The sequence below is a fragment of the Curtobacterium flaccumfaciens genome (assembly GCF_018598405.1).
Lineage (GTDB): Bacteria > Actinomycetota > Actinomycetes > Actinomycetales > Microbacteriaceae > Curtobacterium > Curtobacterium aurantiacum.
In genome coordinates this window covers 1-18,334 of sequence record NZ_JAHEWS010000025.1, presented here as the reverse complement: position 1 = coordinate 18,334, position 18,334 = coordinate 1, and the positions used below count along the sequence as shown (strand labels likewise).

Sequence of the window (18,334 nt, the reverse complement as noted above, 5' to 3'; positions counted from 1 at the left end):
AACCAGGCACCCGGAGCAGCACATGAACCCCCGCCCGACGGACCGTACCGAGGTCGCCGCACGCCTGGCCGCCGCGGTCGGTCGGATCAACCGACGGGCCCGCACCGACTCGGCCTCGCTCGGGTACGGCATCGTGTCGGCGCTGGCGTCGATCCAGCGACACGGACCCCTGCGCCCCGGCGACCTGTCGCGGATCGAGGTGGTCACGAAGCCCACGATGACCCGCATCCTGACCGAGCTCGAACAGCGCGGGTTCATCCAGCGCGAAGCCGACCCGCGCGACGGCCGGGCGTTCATGGTCACGGCGACGCCGGAGGGCATCGAGGCGGTCGAACAGGCCCGCGCGAACCGCACCGGCATCGTCGCCGAGCTCATCGCCGAACTCGACGAGTCGGACGTCGAGGCGATCGCCGGCGCGCTGACGGCACTCGAGCGGGTCGCCCAGGGTGAGCACGCTCAGGAACCTCACACCTTCTAGCCCGCGATCCGCCGTTACCGAACCGTTACCAAGCGGTGGACGGACCGTTCTGCCAGCGATCCTGGACGCCCTGCCCAGTCTGACCGGTCATGGTGTCGGCTCCGCCTGACCGCGGCCACCCCACGGCCGCTCCCGGCGGACGGACGGGCCCCACACCACCGTCCGGTCCTCACCGGCTCGAGGACTCCTCCGTCGTCGCCGACGGTGTCACCGACACCGCCAGCCTCGGGCACGCCCGCACGACCTCGGTCGCGCGAGCAGGAGTCCCTCCCCACCGAGCCGCCGACCTGCGGAACCGATGCGACACTCCCCTGAGCTCCCCACCACCACCGCCTCGACCCGACGTGAGGCCCTGAATACCCCCACCCGCCGGATGCGCCGGGCCCTGCGGCACCGGGCGACCCTGCTCGCCGGTGGCGCCGCGGTCCTGGCCGTCGCCGGTGGCGCCCTGACCGTCGGCACGCAGCCCGCCATCGGCGAGGCCCTCGGCATGCCGACCAGCTCCGCGAGCGCCTCGGCGACCCCGCAGCCCGCGCTGCACGGCACCGCGCTCGACCGTGCCCAGGCCGCCGCGACCATCACCACGGCGAAGACCGTCATGCAGACCGCGAACGACAAGGTCGACACCTCGGCACTCGAACAGCGGGTGGACGCCCTCAGCGACTACTCGGAGCTGTCCGGAGCCGCGCTGACGAACCGCATCTCGACGACGGTCGCGTCGACCACGCACGTCGCCCAGGCGAGTGCGACCCAGGACAAGCGGGACGTCGACGCGAAGGCCGCAGCCGCAGCGAAGGCCGCTGCCGAGCAGCGGGCAGCAGCCGAGGCCGCGGAGGCAGCGCGGAAGCTCGCCGCCGGCAACACCGTCGCCGGAGCCAAGGCCACCGCGACCTCGCTCGCGTCGTCCGACTACGGCTGGGGCGCCGACCAGTTCCAATGCCTCGACAACCTGTGGACCAAGGAGTCCGGCTGGAACTACCAGGCGGTCAACGCGAACGGTGGCGCGACCGGCATCCCGCAGGCCCTCCCCGGCTCGAAGATGGGGACGGTCGCCGCGGACTGGCGGACCAACGCCACGACCCAGATCACCTGGGGTCTGCAGTACATCAGCTCGGCGTACGGCACCCCGTGCGCCGCGTGGGCACACTCGCAGGCGAACAACTTCTACTGATCGGCGCGGGTCGCGAACGCGACCAACCGACGGACGGGAGGCCCATGGCGGATCCGCCACGGGCCTCCCGTCCGTCCACCGGTCGTGGTCAGCCCACCCGCGCGACGCGCACGTCGACCCGGCTGAGCGCCAAGCCGCGGGCCGCCGCGGTCGCGAGTGCGGCGTCGTGCACGGCTCGGGCGACCTCGGGGGCGGGGCGGAAGCCGTCGGTGCCGATGACGACGCGCAGGGCGCCGTCGTCGTCCACCACGATCCGGAGCGGGCCGGTGTTCGTGGCGATGCTGCGGACCGCCTGGAACGCGCTCGCGACGGTCGGGCGGGAGCGGTACAGGTCGGTGACGCCGGGGACGTCGGTGACGGCGGCCTCGATCGCGGCGAGGGTGTCGTCGGTGGTGTTCATCGGGACCCCTCCGGATCAGTGCCGGTCTCGACGGTGCCGGTCTCAGGGTCCGGCAGCAGGTCGCGGACGACCACGTCGATCGCCTCGACGAGCAGGTCGGTCTGCTCCGTCAGGGCGCCGGCCACCGCCGTGCGGACGAGCTCGGCGGTCGCGGGGATCGACGGACCGGCCGCGATCGCGATCTCGACCACCACCCGGATCGGGGATGCCAGCTCCGTGACGTCGCCGTCCAGCTGGCACCGGGCGACGAGCACGCCGGGGACCTCGTCACCGGTCCGGCGGATGAGGGAGCGGATGGCCCCCTCGGTCATCACCGGGCGCTCCGTCTCGGAGAGCGGGCGGAGCGGCACGTCGCGACCGGAGCGGGACTCGATCGAGATGTTCGCCAGCACCCCGCTGATCCAGGACTCGTCGGCGGGGGCCTCGTCGCGGGCCGCCGCCTCGAGGGACCGGAGCGACGCGTGCCGGACGCGGATGATCGCCGCGAGGGCGTTCTGGCAGGCGGGCGAGTCGTCGATGCTGGGGTCGGCCGGCTGCATGCCGGCGTCGAGGTAGTCGGCGAGCTCGTCGATCGAGTGACCGTCCAGGTCACCGGGCTCGAGGGCGTCGAGCGCTTCCGGGCTGTCGGGCAGGTCCGGTCGGAGGCCGTCGTGGTCGGTCATCGCCATCCCTCCATGAGTCGGATCATGTTCTTCCTCGCTCGGGACAGCAGTCCGCGGACCGTCGACGGCGGCAGGTCGAGTTCGGCGGCGATCTCCTCGTACCGGTACTCGAGCACCTCCTTCATGATCCAGCACCGTCGTTGGGCTTCGGGCAGTTCGGCCAGCGCACGTTCCACCGCGTCCTCACGGGAGCGCGCCTCGGCGACCCGGTCGGGTGCGTCGTCGGCGGGCGCGGCGACCTCGAGCTCGGTGACGTCGTCGTGGACACGGCGGGCTCGGATCCGGTCGAGGCACTTCCGGCTGAGGATGCGCATCAACCACGACTTCACCCGCGCGAGGTCCTCGAGGGAGTCCAAGCGGTCCCAGGCGGTGATGAAGGTCTCCTGCACGACGTCGTCGAGTTCGTCGGTGGAACCGAGGGTCCGACGGGCGTAGGCGCGGAGCAGCGGGGTGTGGCGACGGATCAGGACCTCGAAGGCCCGGACGTCACCGTCGGACGACCGGCCGGCGAGGACCGCGTCGTCGAGCTCGGCGAGGGACTGGTGGTGCACGCGTTCCTTCTACTGGTGGTGCATGGTGAACGCCTGGGTGCGCTCGTGTCCCGGGCTTGGCCGACGGCCCCGGGTGCGCCAGAGTGGCTCCATGTCGCTCGTCACCGCCGTCTGCCGCGTCGACCGCCTGCTGCCGGACTCCGGCATCATCGGCGTCACCGCCATCGACAAACGGCCGGTCGCGGGCAGCGTCCGGGTCCGGCCGCTCGGTCTGCGCGCCGACGTGCAGGCGAACCGGAAGTACCACGGGGGCGAGGACCAGGCCGTGTACGCCTACGCCGACGAGGACGCCGCGTACTTCGCCGAACTGCTCGACCGCGAGGTCACGCCCGGGTTGTTCGGTGAGAACCTCCGCACCAGCGGCATCGACGTCACCGGGGCCGTGACCGGGGAACGCTGGCGGATCGGCGACACCCTGGAGCTCGAGGTCACGGTCCCCCGCACGCCCTGCGGCACCTTCGCCCGGCGGATGGGGATCGACGGGTGGGTGAAGCGGTTCGCCGACGAGGGGCGACCGGGGGCGTACTTCCGCGTGGTCAAGTCCGGATCGGTCACGGCGGGCGATCCCGTCGAGGTGACGTACCGGCCGGAACACGGGGTCACCATCGGCGAGATCTTCGGCGACCTGGCACCCGAGCGGGCACGGGCCGTGCTCGAGTCGGGGGAACGGCTGGCGCCGAAGGTCGTGCGGGACCTGTCGAAGGTCGCTGCGCGCGCCTGAGCCCGGTCAACCCGGCAGCGCGCCGCGCGAGGGGTCCATCGGCCGCTTCGCCACGGGCAGCCCGGCGACCACCAGGTCGTACGCGTTGGCCACGAGGTCCTCGACCAGGGTCTCGTCGAGACCGTCGCCCGGCGCGAGCGTGATCCAGTGCCGCTTGTTCATGTGCCACCCGGGCGTGATCTCGTCGTGGTCGCGCACCAGTGCTGCCCCGTGCGGCGGCGCGCACTTGAGGTTGACGATCGGGGTCCCGCGCACTTCCGTGACCATCACGAACATCTTGCCGACGACCTTGTAGACCACCGAGCCCTCGCCGAACGGCTGGGTCTCGAGGGCCGCCGGCAACCCCAGTGCCGTGCGGCTCGCGATCTCGTGCAACTGCTCGCCGTCCATGCGACCAGGATGCCGCAGGCCGCCGACAGCGCACCCCGTTCGGGGGCAGGTCATGAGCCTCGATCACGTCGTAGGATCACCACGCCGCGCACCCGACGCGGCGGTCGCTCGCGCGATCACCACCAGTTCCAGGGGGAACCCGTGCGCATCATCCGTACCCTCGGCATCGCCGCCGCCACCGCCGTCCTCGCGACCACCGTCGTCGTCGGCGGGGCCTCGACCGCCGAAGCAGCGCCGAAGTCCTACGCCAACTGCACCGCGGTGCACAAGGTGTACTCCGGCGGCATCGCCAAGAAGTCCGTCAAGAAGAACAAGGTCGTCTCCGGTGGCAAGGCCACCTACCGGGCCCTCAAGGGCACGGTGAAGAAGGACGACGCCCTGTACAAGGCGAACGCGAAGCTCGACCGCGACAAGGACGGCATCGCCTGCGAGAAGAGCTGACGCTCGCCCGCTCGCCCGCTTGCCCGCTCGCCCGCTCGCCCGCTCCCCCGCTCGCCCGCTCGCGGTGACCGGCAAGACACCGGTGTTCGCGTCCTGAACACCCGCAAACCGCGGCGCAATGCGCGAACACCGGTGTCTTGCGGGCCTGGCGTGCCGCTCAGAGCGTCGGGACGCCCTCGTGCCCGGACCGCGGACGAGGCGTCCCGGCGATCCCGGTGACGACCGACCCCGCCGACACGTCCTTCGTGACGACGGTGTTCGCCCCGACGACGGAGTCCGGACCGATCGTGATCGCCCCGATCAGCGACGATCCCGCCCCGAGCACCACCCGGTCCCCCACGACCGGGTGCCGTCGGACTCCCGGGCCGTGGTCACCGCCGCGTCCGCCGAGGGTCACCCCGTGGAACACGAGCACGTCGTCGCCGATGACCGCGGTCTCCCCGATGACGACGCCCATGCCGTGGTCGATGAAGAACCGGCGACCGATGCGCGCCCCCGGGTGGATCTCGATGCCGGTGACCGACCGTGCGACCTGCCCGAGCAGGCGGGCCGCGAACCGGGACCCGGGCAGCCCCTGCGCGTTCCAGAGACGGTGGGTCACGCGGTACGTCCAGATGGCGTGCAGCCCCGAGTAGACGATCGCGTTCTCCAGGTCCCCCCGGGCAGCGGGGTCACCGCGGCGTGCTGCGGCCAGGTCCTCGCGGATGGTCCGCAGCACGCCTCGTCGGAGGGGACGACTCACGCAGTGAGCCCCTCGAAGAGCACCGTCGACAGGTAGCGCTCTCCGGTGTCGCACACGATGGCGACGATCCGCTTGCCGGCGTTCTCGGGGCGTGCGGCGATCTCGAGGGCCGCGTGGATGATCGCGCCGGACGAGATGCCCGACAGGATGCCCTCCTGGGTGGCGAGTGCGCGGGCGACCCGGAGCGCGTCGTCGAGCTCGACGTCGAACACCTCGTCGATGACGCTCCGGTCGAGGACCTCGGGGATGAAGTTCGCGCCGATGCCCTGGATCTTGTGCGGCCCGGCCTTGCCCTCGGTGAGCAGGGGCGAGTCCTTCGGCTCGACGGCGACGATCTGCACGCCGGGCACGCGCTCCTTGAGCACCTGCCCGACGCCGGTGATCGTGCCGCCGGTGCCGACACCCGCGACGAACACGTCGACGTGCTCCTCGGTGTCGCGCAGGATCTCCTCGGCCGTGGTCTTCCGGTGGATCTCGGCGTTCGCGGCCGTCTCGAACTGGTGGGCGAGGATCGCACCGGGGGTCTCCGCGACGATCGACTCGGCCTTGGCGACCGCGCCCTTCATGCCCTCGGGTCCGGGGGTCAGGACGATCTCGGCCCCGTACGCACGGATGACCGCACGGCGCTCGACGCTCATCGTCTCGGGCATCGTGATGACGACCCGGTACCCGCGAGCGGCGCCGACCAGCGCGAGGGCGATGCCGGTGTTGCCGGACGAGCCCTCGACGATGGTGCCACCGGGCTGCAGCGCGCCGGAGGCCTCGGCGGCGTCGATGATCGCGACGCCCAGACGGTCCTTGACACTGGCGCCCGGGTTGTAGAACTCGAGCTTCGCGAGCACCTCGGCCCCGCCCGCCTTCGGCAGCCGGTTCAGCTTGACGAGGGGGGTGTTGCCGAACGCCTGGGAGATGTTCTCGTAGATGGTGCCGCTCATCCGGTCCGTCCTTCGCAGCTCAGGTCGCGCATCGCTCTTCCTGGAGGCGCGGTGTGCGCCCGATCCTAGCGACCGGACCCCAGGTGGTCCTGTCCGTGACGGCGCGTGCGCGCCGGACGCGAGTCGCGCCTCCAGGCCGGGGTCCCGGCGTGCGAAAGCGACAGGTGTCCGAGGAAAGTCCGCGGACATCTGTCGCTTTCGCGGGAGTGAGCACGACCAGCGCCGAGGAAAGTCGCTTTCGCAGCGCGAACCCACCGCGTCAGCGCACGAACGCCGTCCGTGCGAACCGCTCGTCGGTTGTCTCGAGCACCCGCAGCACGTTGCCGCCGGCCAGCGCACGAAGGTCCGACTCGCCCCACCCGCGCCGGGCGAGCTCCGCCGCGAGCACCGGGTACCGCGACACGTCCCGCAGGTCCGGCGGCAGCACCGGGGTGCCGTCGTAGTCGCCGCCGAGACCCAGGTGCGCCACGCCCGCGACGTCGCGGGCGTGCTCGACGTGGTCGGCGACGTCCGACACCGTGACCAGGGGCGGTTCGCCGGGCATGCCCGACTCCTCCCAGTCCGCCCACGCCCGCGACACGAACTTCGGCACGAAGGTGATCATCACGACGCCGCCGTTGTCGGCCAGACGTCCGAGCACGTCGTCGGGCACGTTCCGCGGGTGGTCGTCGATCGCGACGGTCGACGAGTGGCTGAACACGACGGGTCGGGTCGCCACGTCGAGGGTGTCCCGCATGGTGGCCGGTGCGGTGTGGGACAGGTCGACGAGCATGCCGATCCGCTCCATCTCCGCGACGACCTGCCGCCCGCGGTCGGTCAGGCCGCCGTGCGCCCGCTCCCCGGTCGCGGAGTCGGCCCAGGCGGTGTCGTCGTTGTGGGTGAGCGTCATGTAGCGGACGCCGAGCCGCGCGAGGGTGCGGAGGACCGCGAGGTCGTCGCCGATCGAGTGCCCACCCTCGGCGCCGAGCAGCGACGCGATCCGGCCGGCGTCGACGGCGGCACGGACCTCGGCGGCGGTGCGGGCGAGCGCGAGGTCGTCGGGGTAGCGCTCGATGATCCGGTGCGCGAGGTCGACCTGCTGCAGGGTCGTCGTCACGGGGTCCGGGTCGTCCGCGGGCACGAACACCGACCAGAACTGCCCGACGACGCCGCCGGCGCGGAGCTTCGGGATGTCGGTGTGCAACGAGCCGTCCTCGGTGTCGATGCCCTCGACGCCGGAGTCGTGGCTGTCACGACGCTCCCAGGGCAGGTCGTTGTGGCCGTCGATGACCGGGAACGGGAGCGCGTCGAACGTCATCCCCCGACGCTACCGCCCGCACCGACGTGGCTAGGCTCGACCCGTGCAGCCCGTCACCCTCCGCACCGAGCGACTGGTGCTCGCGGTCCCCGAGCCCGGCGACGCCGACGACGACCGGTCCGCCCCGACGGGCTGGCCGGCGTCGTGACCGTCTCGTTCCGGGTCGTGACGGACCTGCCGGTGCCGCCGGAGCGCGCCTTCGCGCTGTCGCTCGACATCGGCGCGCACGAGCGCTCGATGGCCGCGACCGACGAACGCGCCGTCGCCGGCACGACGACGGGCACGATCGGCCTGGGCGAGACCGTCACCTGGCGTGCGCGGCACTTCGGGATCGTCTGGCGGATGACGAGCGGGATCACCGCCCTGGAGGCCCCCCACCGGTTCGTCGACGAACAGGTGCGTGGGCCGTTCGCCCGGTTCCACCACGAGCACCGGTTCGAGCCGTCGGCCGGCGGCACACGCATGGTCGACACGATCACGTTCCGCGCCCCGCTCGGCCCGCTGGGGCGGGCGGCCGAGGTGCTCGCGTTGGCCTGGTACATGCCTCGGCTCATCGCCGACCGCAATGCCTCGCTCGCCGCAGAACTGCGCGCCGAGCTGCGTGCCGGGTCGGGCGGCGATCAGGGCGCGGCGAGCTCCCCCAGCGCGTCGTAGGCGTTCGCGACGGCGTCGACCCGCACCCGCCCGCCGGGTCCGGAGGCGTCGTAGACGTCGTTGGCGATCGCGGCGACGACGGCGAACAGCGCCGCCATCGAGTCGAACGCCGACGGTGAATCGACCGGGCAGAGGATCGCGGTGGCCGCGGGGGCGGCGATGACCGCGGCGGTCGGGTCCCCGAGCACGATGACGTCCGCCCCCGAGTCGACGCAGTGCCGGACGATCCGCTCGACCCCGGCGGTGTGCCGGCGCACGGTCACCAGGACGACGAGGTCGTGCCGGTCGAGGTCGGCGACCTCTTCACCGAGCCGCTGCCCGGGCGACGGACCGACCCGGACGTCGGACCGCACCTGCGCCAGCTGCGACCGCAGTTGCAGCGCGATCGGGTAGGCCCCGCGTTCGCCGAGGACGAGCACCCGGCGAGCGCGGACGATCCGACGGGCAAGCCGCGGACGGTCCGCACGGCCGAGGGACGCGAACGCCGCGTCGAGGTTCCGCGCCTCGACCGCACGCTGGTCGACGTGGGCGGCGTCCTCGGCGACCCAGGGCAGGCCGGAGCCCCGTGCGGACATCAGGTTCTGCCGGACCTCGGCGGCGTCCTGGAACCCCAGCGACCGCACGAGTCGCGAGACCGTGGCCTTCGAGGTGCCGGACTCGGCCGCGAGCTCGGCGGAGGTGCCGACGAGCAGGAGTTCCGGGTCGTGCCGGACCATGGCGGCGACCCGTCGTTCGGCGGGCGAGAGCTGTTCCCACACCGAGTCGATGCGGGCGCGGACGTCGGGGCTGGCGGTGCTCATGCGCGTGCCACCTGTTCGACTGCGACGGCCAGGGCATCGAGCCCGAGGGCGATGTCCGGCGTCGAGACGTACTCGTCCGGGTGGTGGCTGATGCCGTCGGGGTTGCGGAGGAACAGCATCGCCACGTCGGTCACGAGCCCGAGCGACATCGCGTCGTGGCCGGCCCGCGAGAACAGCTCCATCGGTGCGGTCTCACCGGTCGACGCGATCCCGGCGCGGACGGCGTCCATCAGCCGGGGCGCACAGAACACGGCGGGAGCACGGTGCACCTCGGTGGGGGTGACGCTCACCCCACGGCGTTCGCCGATGAGCGTGAAGGCCTTCGTGAGTTCGTCCCAGACCTCGTCCCGCTCGTCGTCGAACTCGCCGCGCAGGTCGACGGAGAACCGTGCGAGCCCGGGCACGACGTTGACGGCTCCGGGTTCGACCGTCATCGTGCCGACGGTGCCCACCTGGTGCGAGGCCCGACAGATCCGCTCCACCGCGAGCGCGGCCTCGGCGGCGGCGAGCAGGGCGTCGTGCCGACGCTCGTAGGGGGTGCCTCCGGCGTGCCGGGCTTCCCCGACGGCCTCGACGGAGAACCGTCGGGCGCTCGCGATGCTCGTGACGACCCCGAGGGCCTGCCCGGCCTGTTCGAGGTGCGGCCCCTGCTCGATGTGCGCCTCGAGGTAGCCGACCACCGAGGCCGGGTCGACCGCGGCCTCGCCGACGCGGTCCGGGTCGAGTCCGAAGTCGGTGAAGGCCTGCCGGAGCGTGACACCGTCGCCGTCCTCGAGGTCCCACCACGCGCCGTCCCACACCCCGGCCACGGCGGACGACCCGAGCAGGGCCTTGCCGAAGCGCGTGCCTTCTTCGTCGGAGAACGCGATGACCTCGAGCGCGACGGGCAGCGGACCGTCGGCGGTGAGCCGGGCGGCGGTGCGGATGGCCATGAGCACCCCGACGACGCCGTCGTACCGGCCGGCGTCCACCACGGTGTCCAGGTGCGAGCCGAGCAGCAGCACGGGCGCGTCGGGCGTCGCGCCCGCGGCCCGGCCGTGCAGGTTGCCGGCGGCGTCCTGCCAGGTGGACAGCCCGGCGTCCTGCATCCAGCCCGCGACGAGGGCGTTCGCCCGGGCGTGCTCGGGTGACAGGTAGACGCGGGTGATGCGGCCCGGTTCGGCGCTGAGGGCGGCGAGCTCGTCGCACCAGCGGGCGACGAGTTCGGCGTCGGCGGCGCCCACGGCGGTGGCGTTCAGGACGGGCACGGCGCTCACGCGAGCACCTCGGCCCCGGCGGGAGCGACCGTGGCGGTGTCGTCGCGGAAGACGTCGAGGGCAGCGTCGACACCGCCGCCGTGCGGGACCGCGTGCCCGGCACGGCGCAGGGTCTGCTCGAGCGCGGCCAGGGTCGTCACCACGGTGTCCTTCCGGGCGTTGTAGCCCATGGTGCCGATGCGCCAGACCCGCCCGTGCAGCGGCCCGAACGAGGTACCGATCTCGATCCCGTGGTCGTCGAGCATCGCGCCCCGGACCTGGTCGCCGACGACGTCGGAGGGGATCTCGACGGCGACGACGTTGTGCATCTTGTGGGCGACGTCGCCGAAGACCCGGAGCCCGAGGCCCTGCACCCCGGCGAGCATCGCGCGCCCGGCGGTCTCGTGGCGGGCGACGACGGCGTCGCGGCCTTCCTCGAGCAGGATGCGGGCGCACTCGTGGGCCGCGTAGAGCATCGAAGCGGCCTCGGTGTGGTGGTTGAGGCGGCGGGGGCCCCAGTAGTCGAGGATCATCGCGAGGTCGAGGTAGTTCGAGCGGATCGGTTCGTCGGCGACGTCGTCACCGGGTTCGCGGATGCCGGCCTCGACGCTCCGCCGCTCGTCGAGCACGGCCACGGCCTTCGGCGACAGCGTGACCGGTGCGCTGCCGGACGGGCCGCCGAGGCACTTCTGCAGCCCGGCGCTCACGGCGTCGATGCCCCAGGCGTCGACCTCGAGCGGGTTGCCACCGACCGTCGCGGTCGCGTCCGTGTAGAGGAGGACGCCGTACCGCTCGCAGATCGCACCGAGCTCGTCGAGCGGCTGGTTCATCGTGGTCGAGGTGTCGCCCTGCACGACCGCCAGCACCTTCGGCCGGACGCGCGCGATGGCCGACTCGATCGCGGACGGTGTGAAGACCTGGCCCCACTCGGTCTCGATGGTGTGGACCTCGGCACCCGCACGGCCGGCGATCTCGGCGAGCAGGTGCCCGAACCGGCCGAACACCGGCACGAGCACGCGGTCGCCCGGGGCGAGCAGCGACACCAGCACCGCCTCGATCCCCGCGCGCGAGGTGCCGTCCACGAGCAGCGTCGCGTCGTTGCGGGTACCGAACACGCGGCGGTAGAGCGCCTGCGTCTCGTTCATCGTGGACGTCATCCACGGGTCGTACTGCCCGACGAGCGGGGTCGACAGCGCACGGAGCACACGCGGGTCGGCGTCGATCGGACCCGGGCCCATGAGGAGACGGGCGGGTGGGTTCACTGGGAGCATGGTGGTTCCTTCCGTTCCTGATCCGACGATACCGGAACGATCGTTACAGGGGTGTTTCCGTCACGAGCACGGGACGCCCGACGAGCGAGCCCTCGACGCGCCCCACGCCGCCGTCGGCCGTGGCGATGCGGCGGCCGTTGAGCCAGGTCTCGGTGACGCTGCCGAACACGCGCATGCCGTCGAACGCCGAGACCGCGTTGCGGTGTTCGAGCCCGGCGACGTCGACGACGGACTCGGCGGACGGGTCGAACACGGCGAAGTGCGCCAGGGCACCGGGAGCGATCACCCCGCGGTCGTGCAGCCCGACGAGGTTGGCCGGACCGGTCGTGAACAGCGGCAGCAGTGCCTCGAGCGGGATCCCTCGGCGCTCGGCCTCGGTCCACACCGCCCGGAACCCGACCTGCAGGCCGGCAACCCCGCCCCAGGCGAGCCCCCAGTCGTCGGTCTTCAGGTCGGCGGTGGAGGGCGAGTGGTCCGAGACGACGAGGTCGATCGTGCCGTCGAGCACACCCGCCCACAGCGCGTCCCGGTTGGCGTCGTCGCGGATCGGTGGGCAGCACTTGTAGGCGGTCGCACCGTCCGGGATCGCGCCCGCTTCGAACGCCAGGTAGTGCGGACACGTCTCGACCGTGATCCGCACACCGTCGTCCTTCGCGGCGCGCAGCATCGGCAGAGCACCGGCGTCGGACAGGTGGAGGACGTGCACGCGCGCCCCGGTCACCCGGGCTCCGTCGATGATCTGCGCGATCGCGGACCGCTCCGCGGTGACGGGTCGGGTGGCCAGGAAGTCCGCGTACCGGCCGCCGAGGGCCTGGTGCGGCACCAGGTGCTCCGGGTCCTCGGCGTGCACGATCAGCAGCGCGTCGAGCCGGGCGACCTCGGCGATCGCGGCACGGAGTTGCTCAGGGTCGAGGTGCGGGAACTCGTCGACACCACTCGGTGCGGTGAAGCACTTGAAGCCGAAGACGCCGGCGTCGTGCAGGGCGTCGAGGGCCCCGAGACTCGCCGGCACGGCTCCGCCCCAGAACCCCACGTCGACAGCCACCCTGCCCTCGGCACTCGCGCGTTTGACGGCGAGCGCCTCGACCGTGGTGGTCGCGGGGATCGAGTTGAGCGGCATGTCCACGATCGTGGTGACCCCGCCCATCGCAGCGGCCCGGGTCGCGGACGCGAAGCCCTCCCATTCGGTGCGGCCGGGCTCGTTGACGTGCACGTGCGTGTCGACCAATCCGGGGAGCAGCACCTGCCCGTCCGGCACGGTGTGGTCCTGCACGGCGTCGACGACCGCGTCGACGGGCAGGACGCCGGCGATGCGACCGTCGCGGACGACGACCGCGGCCGGGCGGAACGTGCCGTCGACCCAGGCTCGCTGCGCGCGGACGACCAGGTCTGCCGTGTCGCCCGCCGCAATCCCCGTCACGCGCCCGCCCCGACCGTCGCGACCTGTGCCGGGTGACGTTCGAAGCCCGCCAGCAGCCCCGACATCGCCTTCACCGGCGGCAGGGCGTACTCCCCGCGCTTGCCCGTGGCGAGCCCGAGCCGGACGAGCGACTCCGCGAGGACCGTGGCCGCCGCGACGCCGTCGACGACCGGTGCCCCGATCGCCAGCGAGACCTCGGCGCAGAAGTCGGCCATGCCCGCGCACCCGAGCACCACGGCGTCGGCTCCCCCGTCGACCACCGCGCGGCACTCCTCGATCACGAGCGCCCGTGCACCGGACTCGGGGTCGTCGAGTTCGAGGACGGGGACCTCGCACGCCCGGATCTCCGTGACGAGCGGGGCGAAGCCGTAGCGCTGGGCGAGCTCGTGGGCGCGGCCGGTTGTCCGCGCCAGGGTGGTGACGACACCGAACCGTCGGCCGAGCATCGCCGCGGCGTGGAAGCCGGCCTCCGCGATGCCGATCACCGGCACCGTCGCGAGTTCCCGCGCGGCGTCGAGGCCCGGGTCCCCGAAGCAGGCCACGACGAACGCGTCCACCCCGTCCTGTTCCCCGAGCGCGATCTGCTCGAGCAGCCCGGGAACGGCCAGCGCCTCTTCGTAGTGGCTCTCGATCGAGGCGGGCCCCATCGTGGGCTCGACCGCCTCGATCACCGTGCCGGGGGCGGCGACCGCGCTGGCGGCGATGCCGATCGACCGCGTCATCGACGCGGTGGTGTTGGGGTTGACGACGCGGATGCGCATCGGGGTCCTTCCGGTGGAGCGAGTGGAGCGGTGGAACCGGTGGTGCTGGGTGGTGACCATCGTGGCGGGGGCGGGGCGGGCCTCCCGGCCACTTCTGGGTTCTGTGGACGACCGAGCGTCGCGACCCGTCCTGTGGAGGACAGGCCGCGACGCCGGTGGTCAGGCCCGACCGACGGCCGCGCCGTCGTCGACCGTCGGGTCGTCCGCGTCGAGCGCCGGCATGCCCGGCCGGACGCGCTCGAGCGCCCAGAAGACGACGAGTCCGAGGCCGCAGCCGATGAACCAGCTGTAGTTCGCCAGCCACGGCAGGACGTCGAGTGCCGGCGGCAGGACCGCACTCGCGACCGAGATCGCGCCGGTGACCACGAGGGTCCAGATGGCGTTCGGGTTGAAGCCGCCGCGGTACCAGTAGCGGGCCGTGCGGCTCGTGGAGTACATGTCGTCGACGGCGATGCGCTGCTTGCCGACGATGTAGTAGCCCGCGATGAGGATGCCGAACAGCGGGCCGATCAGCGCGCCGAGCACCCCCAGCGTGTACAGGATCGCCTGGTCGTTGCCGTACCAGTTCCACGGGGTGAGGAGCACCGAACCGACCGCGGCGATCATGCCGCCGGCACGCCACGAGATCTTCCGGGGTGCCACGTTCGAGAAGTCGAATGCGGGGCTGATGAAGTTCGCGACGATGTTGATGCCGACGGTCGCGGTGACGAACGTCAGGCCGCCGAGCAGGATCGCGAAGGGTGCTCCGATGGCCTGCACGGTCTCGATCGGGTCAGTGATGAGCTTGCCGAACACCGGAACCGTCGCGCTGGCGCAGAGCACCGTGAGGACCGAGAAGAACAGGAAGTTGATCGGCAGCCCCCAGAAGTTGCCGCGCTTGACCGCACGGAACGACCGGCCGTAGCGCGAGAAGTCACCGAAGTTCAGCATCGGCCCGGAGAAGTAGCTGACCACCAGGGCGACCGCGGACAGCATCACCGGGATCGACGCTCCGAACGACAGCGGTTCACCGGCCGACAGCGTGAACGAGATGTTGCCGATGCCCGCCTCGCTGACCAGGTAGATCGCGAGCACGATCATCACCACGTACACCGCCGGGCCGGCCCAGTCGATGAACTTCTTGATGGCCTCCATCCCCATCCAGAACAGCGCGCCCTGCGCCACCCAGAGGATCGCGTACGAGATCCACCCGAGTGCCGACAACCCGAGGAACGCGTGGTCGAGCAGCCCAGCGGACGCCGGGATGAACTTGAGGAAGATGATGTTCAGCGACTGCGCGGCGAGGAAGGTCTGCACGCCGTACCAGGCCATCGCGATCAGGCCGCGGATGATGGCGGGGACGTTCGCGCCGAGCACCCCGAAGACCGCTCGGTTGATCACCGGGTACGGCACACCGGTGCGCTGCGACGGCTTGGCGACCAGGTTCGCGAAGACCTGCACGATCAGGATGCCGACCACGAGCGCGATGAGCACCTGCCAGCTCGCGATGCCGAGCGCGAAGAGCGACCCGGCCGTCACGTACCCGCCGACCGAGTGCACGTCGGACATCCAGAAGGCGAAGAAGTTGTAGCTCGTCCAGCGCTGCTCGCGCAGCGGGGCGAGGTCCTCGTTCGTGAGCGCGGGGTCGTACCCGGGCTTGACGACACCGGCACCCGCTGGGGCGGGGGCGGCGGTCGTGGTGGGGGCGTGGGGCGCGGCGACTGGTGTCGCGATGTCGGTAGCCATGGCGTCCTCCGAGGGAGTGGGAAGCGGGGCGGTGCGTGCTTGAGCACGAAGCTACGGAGCGACTTCGCCCCCGCCGTTTCCCTCGTGTAACGGTCGTGTGTCCCACACCCCGTCCTGGAACGACCGTTCCGAAAGCCGTGCTGGAGACCCGTGCCGACCGCGCCCGGAGCCGCGCTGCGGCTTGCCGCATCGATGGGCACGGACCCCGCACGGACCCCGCACGGACCCGAGCGGCGATGACCGCCGGTGGTACGAATCGACCATGAGCAGGGGAATCAGGATCGACCACGTGGGCGTCACGGTGCCGGACATCGACGCAGCCACGCAGTTCTTCGAGGCGGCGTTCGACGCCGTCGTCTTGTACGACATGCGGCGTCGTGACGAGACGCCGAACAGCAGTTCCGAGGCGCACGGCTACCTCGGCATCCCGAGCACCATGGCGCAGGGGGCCATGCGGATGCTCGCGCTGCCGGAGGGTCCGGGGCTCGAGCTGTTCGAGTACCTGGGGCCCGAGCAGCGGAACGCCGCACACCCGTCCGACCTCGGGTGGCAGCACCTGGCGATGTACGCCGACGACCTGGACGAGACGCTCGCCCGGGTCGAGGCGGCCGGCGGAACCCGGAACTCGGACCCGCGCGACCTGCGCGGGGACGAGGCGGGGGCCGGCAACCGGTTCGTCTACACCCGCACGCCGTGGGGGTCGACGCTCGAGCTCGTCAGCTACCCGACGCCGCAGCCGTACCTGGTGTACGCGCCGCGGCCGAAGTGGGCGCCGTGGCCGATGCCGGACGACGTCTACCCGGTGCCGGCACCCGCCGTGCACTGACGACCGACCAAGCGGACCCGGCACCGACCGGCAGCCAGACCGACAGTCCGCCCGCTCAGTGTCGGGGCACCTGCCCCGTCCGCCGCACGGCCCGTTCGAGCAGTTCGACGTCGATCCCGACGTGCTGCCGGGCAATCGTGCCGGCCTCGGGCGCCCGCCCGGAACACACCGCGTCCACCAGCAACTCGTGTTCGTGGAGCGCGCGGGTCTCCATCTCTGCCATGCCCTCGGCCGTGCCCCACAGGTGCGCCGGAGCGGCGATCGAGATCTGCGCCTCCAACCCGGCGAGCGCGGTCCGCAAGGCGTCGTTCCGCGCGGCGTCGATGATCGTGCGGTGCAGCACCGCGTCGGCCTGCTGCTTCTCGAGGCCCGAGGCAGCGTCGCGGAAGACCTCGAGCCGTGCGCGGATCTGCGCGGCGTCGTCCGGGGTGACCCGTTCCGCCGCGGCGGTCGCCAGCGCCCCGTGCAGCAGCGCGATCGCGTCGGCGGTGTCCTGGATCGCCTCCCACCGGGCGAGCAGCACCCGCCCGACCGCGTCCGATGAACTGTCCGGCCACTCGGTGCGGACGAACGTGCCACCGCCACGGCCTCGACGGGTCTCGAGCAGCCCCCGTTCGACGAGCCGGGCGATCGCACCGCGCACGGTGACCCGGGCGACGCCGAGCAGGCCCGCGAGTTCGCGCTCCGGCGGCAGCCCGGCACCGGGCAGGTACTCGCCCACGGCGACGGCGGTCACGAGGCGGTCCTCGACCTCGTCGACGCGCGTCTCGGTCGCACGATCCGACACACGGACCCCCTTCGCGGTGTTACGACCACGTTAAGGCAGCAGAAAAGGTATTGCGTGGGACCTTTTTCCGCTCCATGCTGACCCCCATGTCCAGCATCACCGAATCCACGATGCCGTTCCGCGACGGCGAGACCTGGTACCGGGTCACCACGCCCGACACCCCGGTCGCCGGCGCGCTGCCCCTCGTCGTCCTGCACGGCGGGCCCGGCATGGCCCACGACTACCTCCGGAACCTCGCGGCCCTCGCAGACGAAACCGGGCGCACCGTGGTCCACCACGACCAGTTCGGCTGCGGCCGGAGCAGCCACCGCCCGGACGCACCGGTCGACATGTGGCAGCCGCAGCTGTTCGTCGACGAGTACGCGGCGCTCGTGGAGCACCTCGGCCTCGGCGACCACCACGTGCTCGGGCAGTCGTGGGGCGGCATGCTCGGCGCCGAGATCGCCGTGCGGCAGCCCGCGGGGCTCCGGTCGCTCGCGATCTGCAACTCCCCCGCGTCGATGGAGCTCTGGGTCGAGGGTGCCGCCGAGCTCCGTGCGCAGCTGCCCGCCGACGTGCAGGACGCCCTGACCCGACACGAGGCCGCCGGCACCGTCGAGGACCCCGAGTACCTGGCGGCGACGCAGGTCTTCTACGAGCGGCACGTCTGCCGCGTGGTCCCGAGCCATCCGGACTTCGTCGACTCCGAGGAGCAGATGGAGCGGGAGCCGACGGTCTACCACACGATGAACGGCCCGAACGAGTTCCACGTCATCGGCACCATGCGCGACTGGACCGTCGTCGACCGGCTCGACCGCGTGACCGTGCCGACGCTCGTGGTCGCCGGCGAGCACGACGAGGCCACCCCCGCCACGTGGGCCCCGTTCGTCGAGCGGATCGCCGACGTCCGGCAGCACGTCTTCCCCGGTGCGAGCCACTGCTCGCACCTGGAGCAGCCGGCGGAGTTCCGCCGCGTGGTCGCGGCCTTCCTGGCCGCGCACGACGGGGCCTGACCCGGCCACGACCTTCCCTGGAGGCACGGTGCGGGCCCGCCCCGCGCCTCCCGGCCGCAGTTCCCACCCCCACAG

21 protein-coding genes are annotated in these 18,334 nt (G+C 72.3%); 7 read left to right on the top strand and 14 right to left on the bottom strand.

What is annotated here, in order from left to right:
* Positions 1-22: 22 nt before the first annotated feature.
* Together KK097_RS14485 and KK097_RS14480 are read left to right on the top strand one after the other, a co-directional pair.
* Entirely contained in the window at positions 23-478 is a 456-nt protein-coding gene (locus KK097_RS14485) for a MarR family winged helix-turn-helix transcriptional regulator (protein ID WP_214545265.1), read from the top strand.
* A 298-nt stretch (positions 479-776) separates the two neighbouring features.
* Positions 777-1,649: an aggregation-promoting factor C-terminal-like domain-containing protein gene (locus tag KK097_RS14480; RefSeq protein ID WP_214545264.1), complete on the top strand. Its 873-nt coding sequence runs from the start codon at positions 777-779 to the stop codon at positions 1,647-1,649.
* Between the two features lie 88 nt (positions 1,650-1,737).
* Here KK097_RS14480 and KK097_RS14475 read toward each other — a convergent pair whose 3' ends face one another.
* The 3 genes from KK097_RS14475 to KK097_RS14465 are packed head-to-tail and all read right to left on the bottom strand — an operon-like array spanning position 1,738 to position 3,262.
* The gene (locus tag KK097_RS14475) at positions 1,738-2,049 is read right to left on the bottom strand and encodes a hypothetical protein (protein WP_214545263.1); all 312 of its coding nucleotides are present in this window, start codon (positions 2,047-2,049) and stop codon (positions 1,738-1,740) included.
* A complete protein-coding gene (locus tag KK097_RS14470; RefSeq protein ID WP_214545262.1) occupies positions 2,046-2,711 on the bottom strand; it encodes an Asp23/Gls24 family envelope stress response protein in 666 nt (221 codons plus the stop codon). The genes KK097_RS14475 and KK097_RS14470 overlap by 4 nt, the downstream gene beginning before the upstream one ends.
* Positions 2,708-3,262, bottom strand: coding sequence for an RNA polymerase sigma factor (locus tag KK097_RS14465; protein ID WP_214545261.1), 555 nt, complete (start codon positions 3,260-3,262; stop codon positions 2,708-2,710). The genes KK097_RS14470 and KK097_RS14465 overlap by 4 nt, the downstream gene beginning before the upstream one ends.
* Positions 3,263-3,353: 91 nt before the next feature.
* Here KK097_RS14465 and KK097_RS14460 point away from each other — a divergent pair, with 91 nt between their 5' ends.
* The gene (locus KK097_RS14460) at positions 3,354-3,983 is read left to right on the top strand and encodes an MOSC domain-containing protein (RefSeq protein WP_250896778.1); all 630 of its coding nucleotides are present in this window, start codon (positions 3,354-3,356) and stop codon (positions 3,981-3,983) included.
* 6 nt (positions 3,984-3,989) lie between these two features.
* On the opposite strand, the gene KK097_RS14455 is transcribed toward KK097_RS14460, so the two are convergent.
* Positions 3,990-4,373 carry an MmcQ/YjbR family DNA-binding protein gene (locus tag KK097_RS14455; RefSeq protein WP_214545259.1) on the bottom strand — a complete coding sequence of 128 codons (384 nt, stop codon included), beginning with the start codon at positions 4,371-4,373 and terminating at the stop codon, positions 3,990-3,992.
* Positions 4,374-4,514: 141 nt separating this feature from the next.
* On the opposite strand from KK097_RS14455, the gene KK097_RS14450 reads away from it, so the two are divergent.
* Positions 4,515-4,814, top strand: a complete 300-nt coding sequence (locus KK097_RS14450) for an excalibur calcium-binding domain-containing protein (protein WP_214545258.1) — start codon at positions 4,515-4,517, stop codon at positions 4,812-4,814.
* A 157-nt stretch (positions 4,815-4,971) separates the two neighbouring features.
* On the opposite strand, the gene epsC is transcribed toward KK097_RS14450, so the two are convergent.
* From epsC to KK097_RS14435, 3 genes are all read right to left on the bottom strand, one after another.
* Positions 4,972-5,556, bottom strand: a complete 585-nt coding sequence (gene epsC, locus KK097_RS14445; protein WP_439647656.1) for a serine O-acetyltransferase EpsC — start codon at positions 5,554-5,556, stop codon at positions 4,972-4,974.
* Positions 5,553-6,491, bottom strand: coding sequence for a cysteine synthase A (cysK, locus tag KK097_RS14440; RefSeq protein WP_214531486.1), 939 nt, complete (start codon positions 6,489-6,491; stop codon positions 5,553-5,555). Before cysK ends, epsC begins: the two co-directional genes overlap by 4 nt.
* 259 nt (positions 6,492-6,750) lie before the next feature.
* Positions 6,751-7,788 (bottom strand): dipeptidase, encoded by a 1,038-nt coding sequence (locus KK097_RS14435; RefSeq protein ID WP_214545257.1) that lies wholly within the window; start codon positions 7,786-7,788, stop codon positions 6,751-6,753.
* A 144-nt stretch (positions 7,789-7,932) separates the two neighbouring features.
* Here KK097_RS14435 and KK097_RS14430 point away from each other — a divergent pair, with 144 nt between their 5' ends.
* The gene (locus tag KK097_RS14430; protein WP_214545256.1) at positions 7,933-8,442 is read left to right on the top strand and encodes an SRPBCC family protein; all 510 of its coding nucleotides are present in this window, start codon (positions 7,933-7,935) and stop codon (positions 8,440-8,442) included.
* On the opposite strand, the gene KK097_RS14425 is transcribed toward KK097_RS14430, so the two are convergent.
* From KK097_RS14425 to KK097_RS14400, 6 genes are all read right to left on the bottom strand, one after another.
* Complete coding sequence (locus KK097_RS14425; protein ID WP_214531490.1) at positions 8,409-9,242, bottom strand: MurR/RpiR family transcriptional regulator; 834 nt, start codon at positions 9,240-9,242, stop codon at positions 8,409-8,411. The two genes, KK097_RS14430 and KK097_RS14425, sit on opposite strands and share 34 nt — an antisense overlap.
* Positions 9,239-10,498 carry an allantoate amidohydrolase gene (locus tag KK097_RS14420; protein WP_214545255.1) on the bottom strand — a complete coding sequence of 420 codons (1,260 nt, stop codon included), beginning with the start codon at positions 10,496-10,498 and terminating at the stop codon, positions 9,239-9,241. The genes KK097_RS14425 and KK097_RS14420 overlap by 4 nt, the downstream gene beginning before the upstream one ends.
* Positions 10,495-11,748, bottom strand: coding sequence for a (S)-ureidoglycine--glyoxylate transaminase (locus tag KK097_RS14415; RefSeq protein ID WP_214545254.1), 1,254 nt, complete (start codon positions 11,746-11,748; stop codon positions 10,495-10,497). The genes KK097_RS14420 and KK097_RS14415 overlap by 4 nt, the downstream gene beginning before the upstream one ends.
* 43 nt (positions 11,749-11,791) lie before the next feature.
* A complete protein-coding gene (allB, locus tag KK097_RS14410) occupies positions 11,792-13,168 on the bottom strand; it encodes an allantoinase AllB (RefSeq protein WP_214545253.1) in 1,377 nt (458 codons plus the stop codon).
* Complete coding sequence (locus KK097_RS14405) at positions 13,165-13,929, bottom strand: aspartate/glutamate racemase family protein (RefSeq protein ID WP_214545252.1); 765 nt, start codon at positions 13,927-13,929, stop codon at positions 13,165-13,167. The genes allB and KK097_RS14405 overlap by 4 nt, the downstream gene beginning before the upstream one ends.
* Before the next feature lie 159 nt (positions 13,930-14,088).
* Entirely contained in the window at positions 14,089-15,654 is a 1,566-nt protein-coding gene (locus tag KK097_RS14400; protein WP_214545251.1) for an NCS1 family nucleobase:cation symporter-1, read from the bottom strand.
* A gap of 262 nt (positions 15,655-15,916) precedes the next feature.
* On the opposite strand from KK097_RS14400, the gene KK097_RS14395 reads away from it, so the two are divergent.
* Positions 15,917-16,480: a VOC family protein gene (locus KK097_RS14395; protein WP_035808811.1), complete on the top strand. Its 564-nt coding sequence runs from the start codon at positions 15,917-15,919 to the stop codon at positions 16,478-16,480.
* Positions 16,481-16,535: 55 nt separating this feature from the next.
* Here KK097_RS14395 and KK097_RS18760 read toward each other — a convergent pair whose 3' ends face one another.
* Complete coding sequence (locus tag KK097_RS18760; RefSeq protein WP_214531496.1) at positions 16,536-17,267, bottom strand: FadR/GntR family transcriptional regulator; 732 nt, start codon at positions 17,265-17,267, stop codon at positions 16,536-16,538.
* 86 nt (positions 17,268-17,353) lie between these two features.
* On the opposite strand from KK097_RS18760, the gene KK097_RS14385 reads away from it, so the two are divergent.
* A complete protein-coding gene (locus KK097_RS14385; protein WP_250896776.1) occupies positions 17,354-18,259 on the top strand; it encodes a proline iminopeptidase-family hydrolase in 906 nt (301 codons plus the stop codon).
* Positions 18,260-18,334 lie beyond the last annotated feature (75 nt).

Bases quoted from the DNA above. Each gene is read 5' to 3' on its own strand.
- KK097_RS14415 (WP_214545254.1), bottom strand. From the start codon at position 11,748: ATGCTCCCAGTGAACCCACCCGCCCGTCTCCTCATGGGCCCGGGTCCG.
- KK097_RS14470 (WP_214545262.1), bottom strand. From the start codon at position 2,711: ATGACCGACCACGACGGCCTCCGACCGGACCTGCCCGACAGCCCGGAA.
- KK097_RS14455 (WP_214545259.1), bottom strand. From the start codon at position 4,373: ATGGACGGCGAGCAGTTGCACGAGATCGCGAGCCGCACGGCACTGGGG.
- KK097_RS14475 (WP_214545263.1), bottom strand. From the start codon at position 2,049: ATGAACACCACCGACGACACCCTCGCCGCGATCGAGGCCGCCGTCACC.
- KK097_RS14480 (WP_214545264.1), top strand. From the start codon at position 777: ATGCGACACTCCCCTGAGCTCCCCACCACCACCGCCTCGACCCGACGT.
- KK097_RS14435 (WP_214545257.1), bottom strand. From the start codon at position 7,788: ATGACGTTCGACGCGCTCCCGTTCCCGGTCATCGACGGCCACAACGAC.
- KK097_RS14485 (WP_214545265.1), top strand. From the start codon at position 23: ATGAACCCCCGCCCGACGGACCGTACCGAGGTCGCCGCACGCCTGGCC.
- KK097_RS14460 (WP_250896778.1), top strand. From the start codon at position 3,354: ATGTCGCTCGTCACCGCCGTCTGCCGCGTCGACCGCCTGCTGCCGGAC.
- KK097_RS14425 (WP_214531490.1), bottom strand. From the start codon at position 9,242: ATGAGCACCGCCAGCCCCGACGTCCGCGCCCGCATCGACTCGGTGTGG.
- KK097_RS14395 (WP_035808811.1), top strand. From the start codon at position 15,917: ATGAGCAGGGGAATCAGGATCGACCACGTGGGCGTCACGGTGCCGGAC.
- KK097_RS14405 (WP_214545252.1), bottom strand. From the start codon at position 13,929: ATGCGCATCCGCGTCGTCAACCCCAACACCACCGCGTCGATGACGCGG.
- cysK (WP_214531486.1), bottom strand. From the start codon at position 6,491: ATGAGCGGCACCATCTACGAGAACATCTCCCAGGCGTTCGGCAACACC.
- KK097_RS14400 (WP_214545251.1), bottom strand. From the start codon at position 15,654: ATGGCTACCGACATCGCGACACCAGTCGCCGCGCCCCACGCCCCCACC.
- KK097_RS14385 (WP_250896776.1), top strand. From the start codon at position 17,354: ATGTCCAGCATCACCGAATCCACGATGCCGTTCCGCGACGGCGAGACC.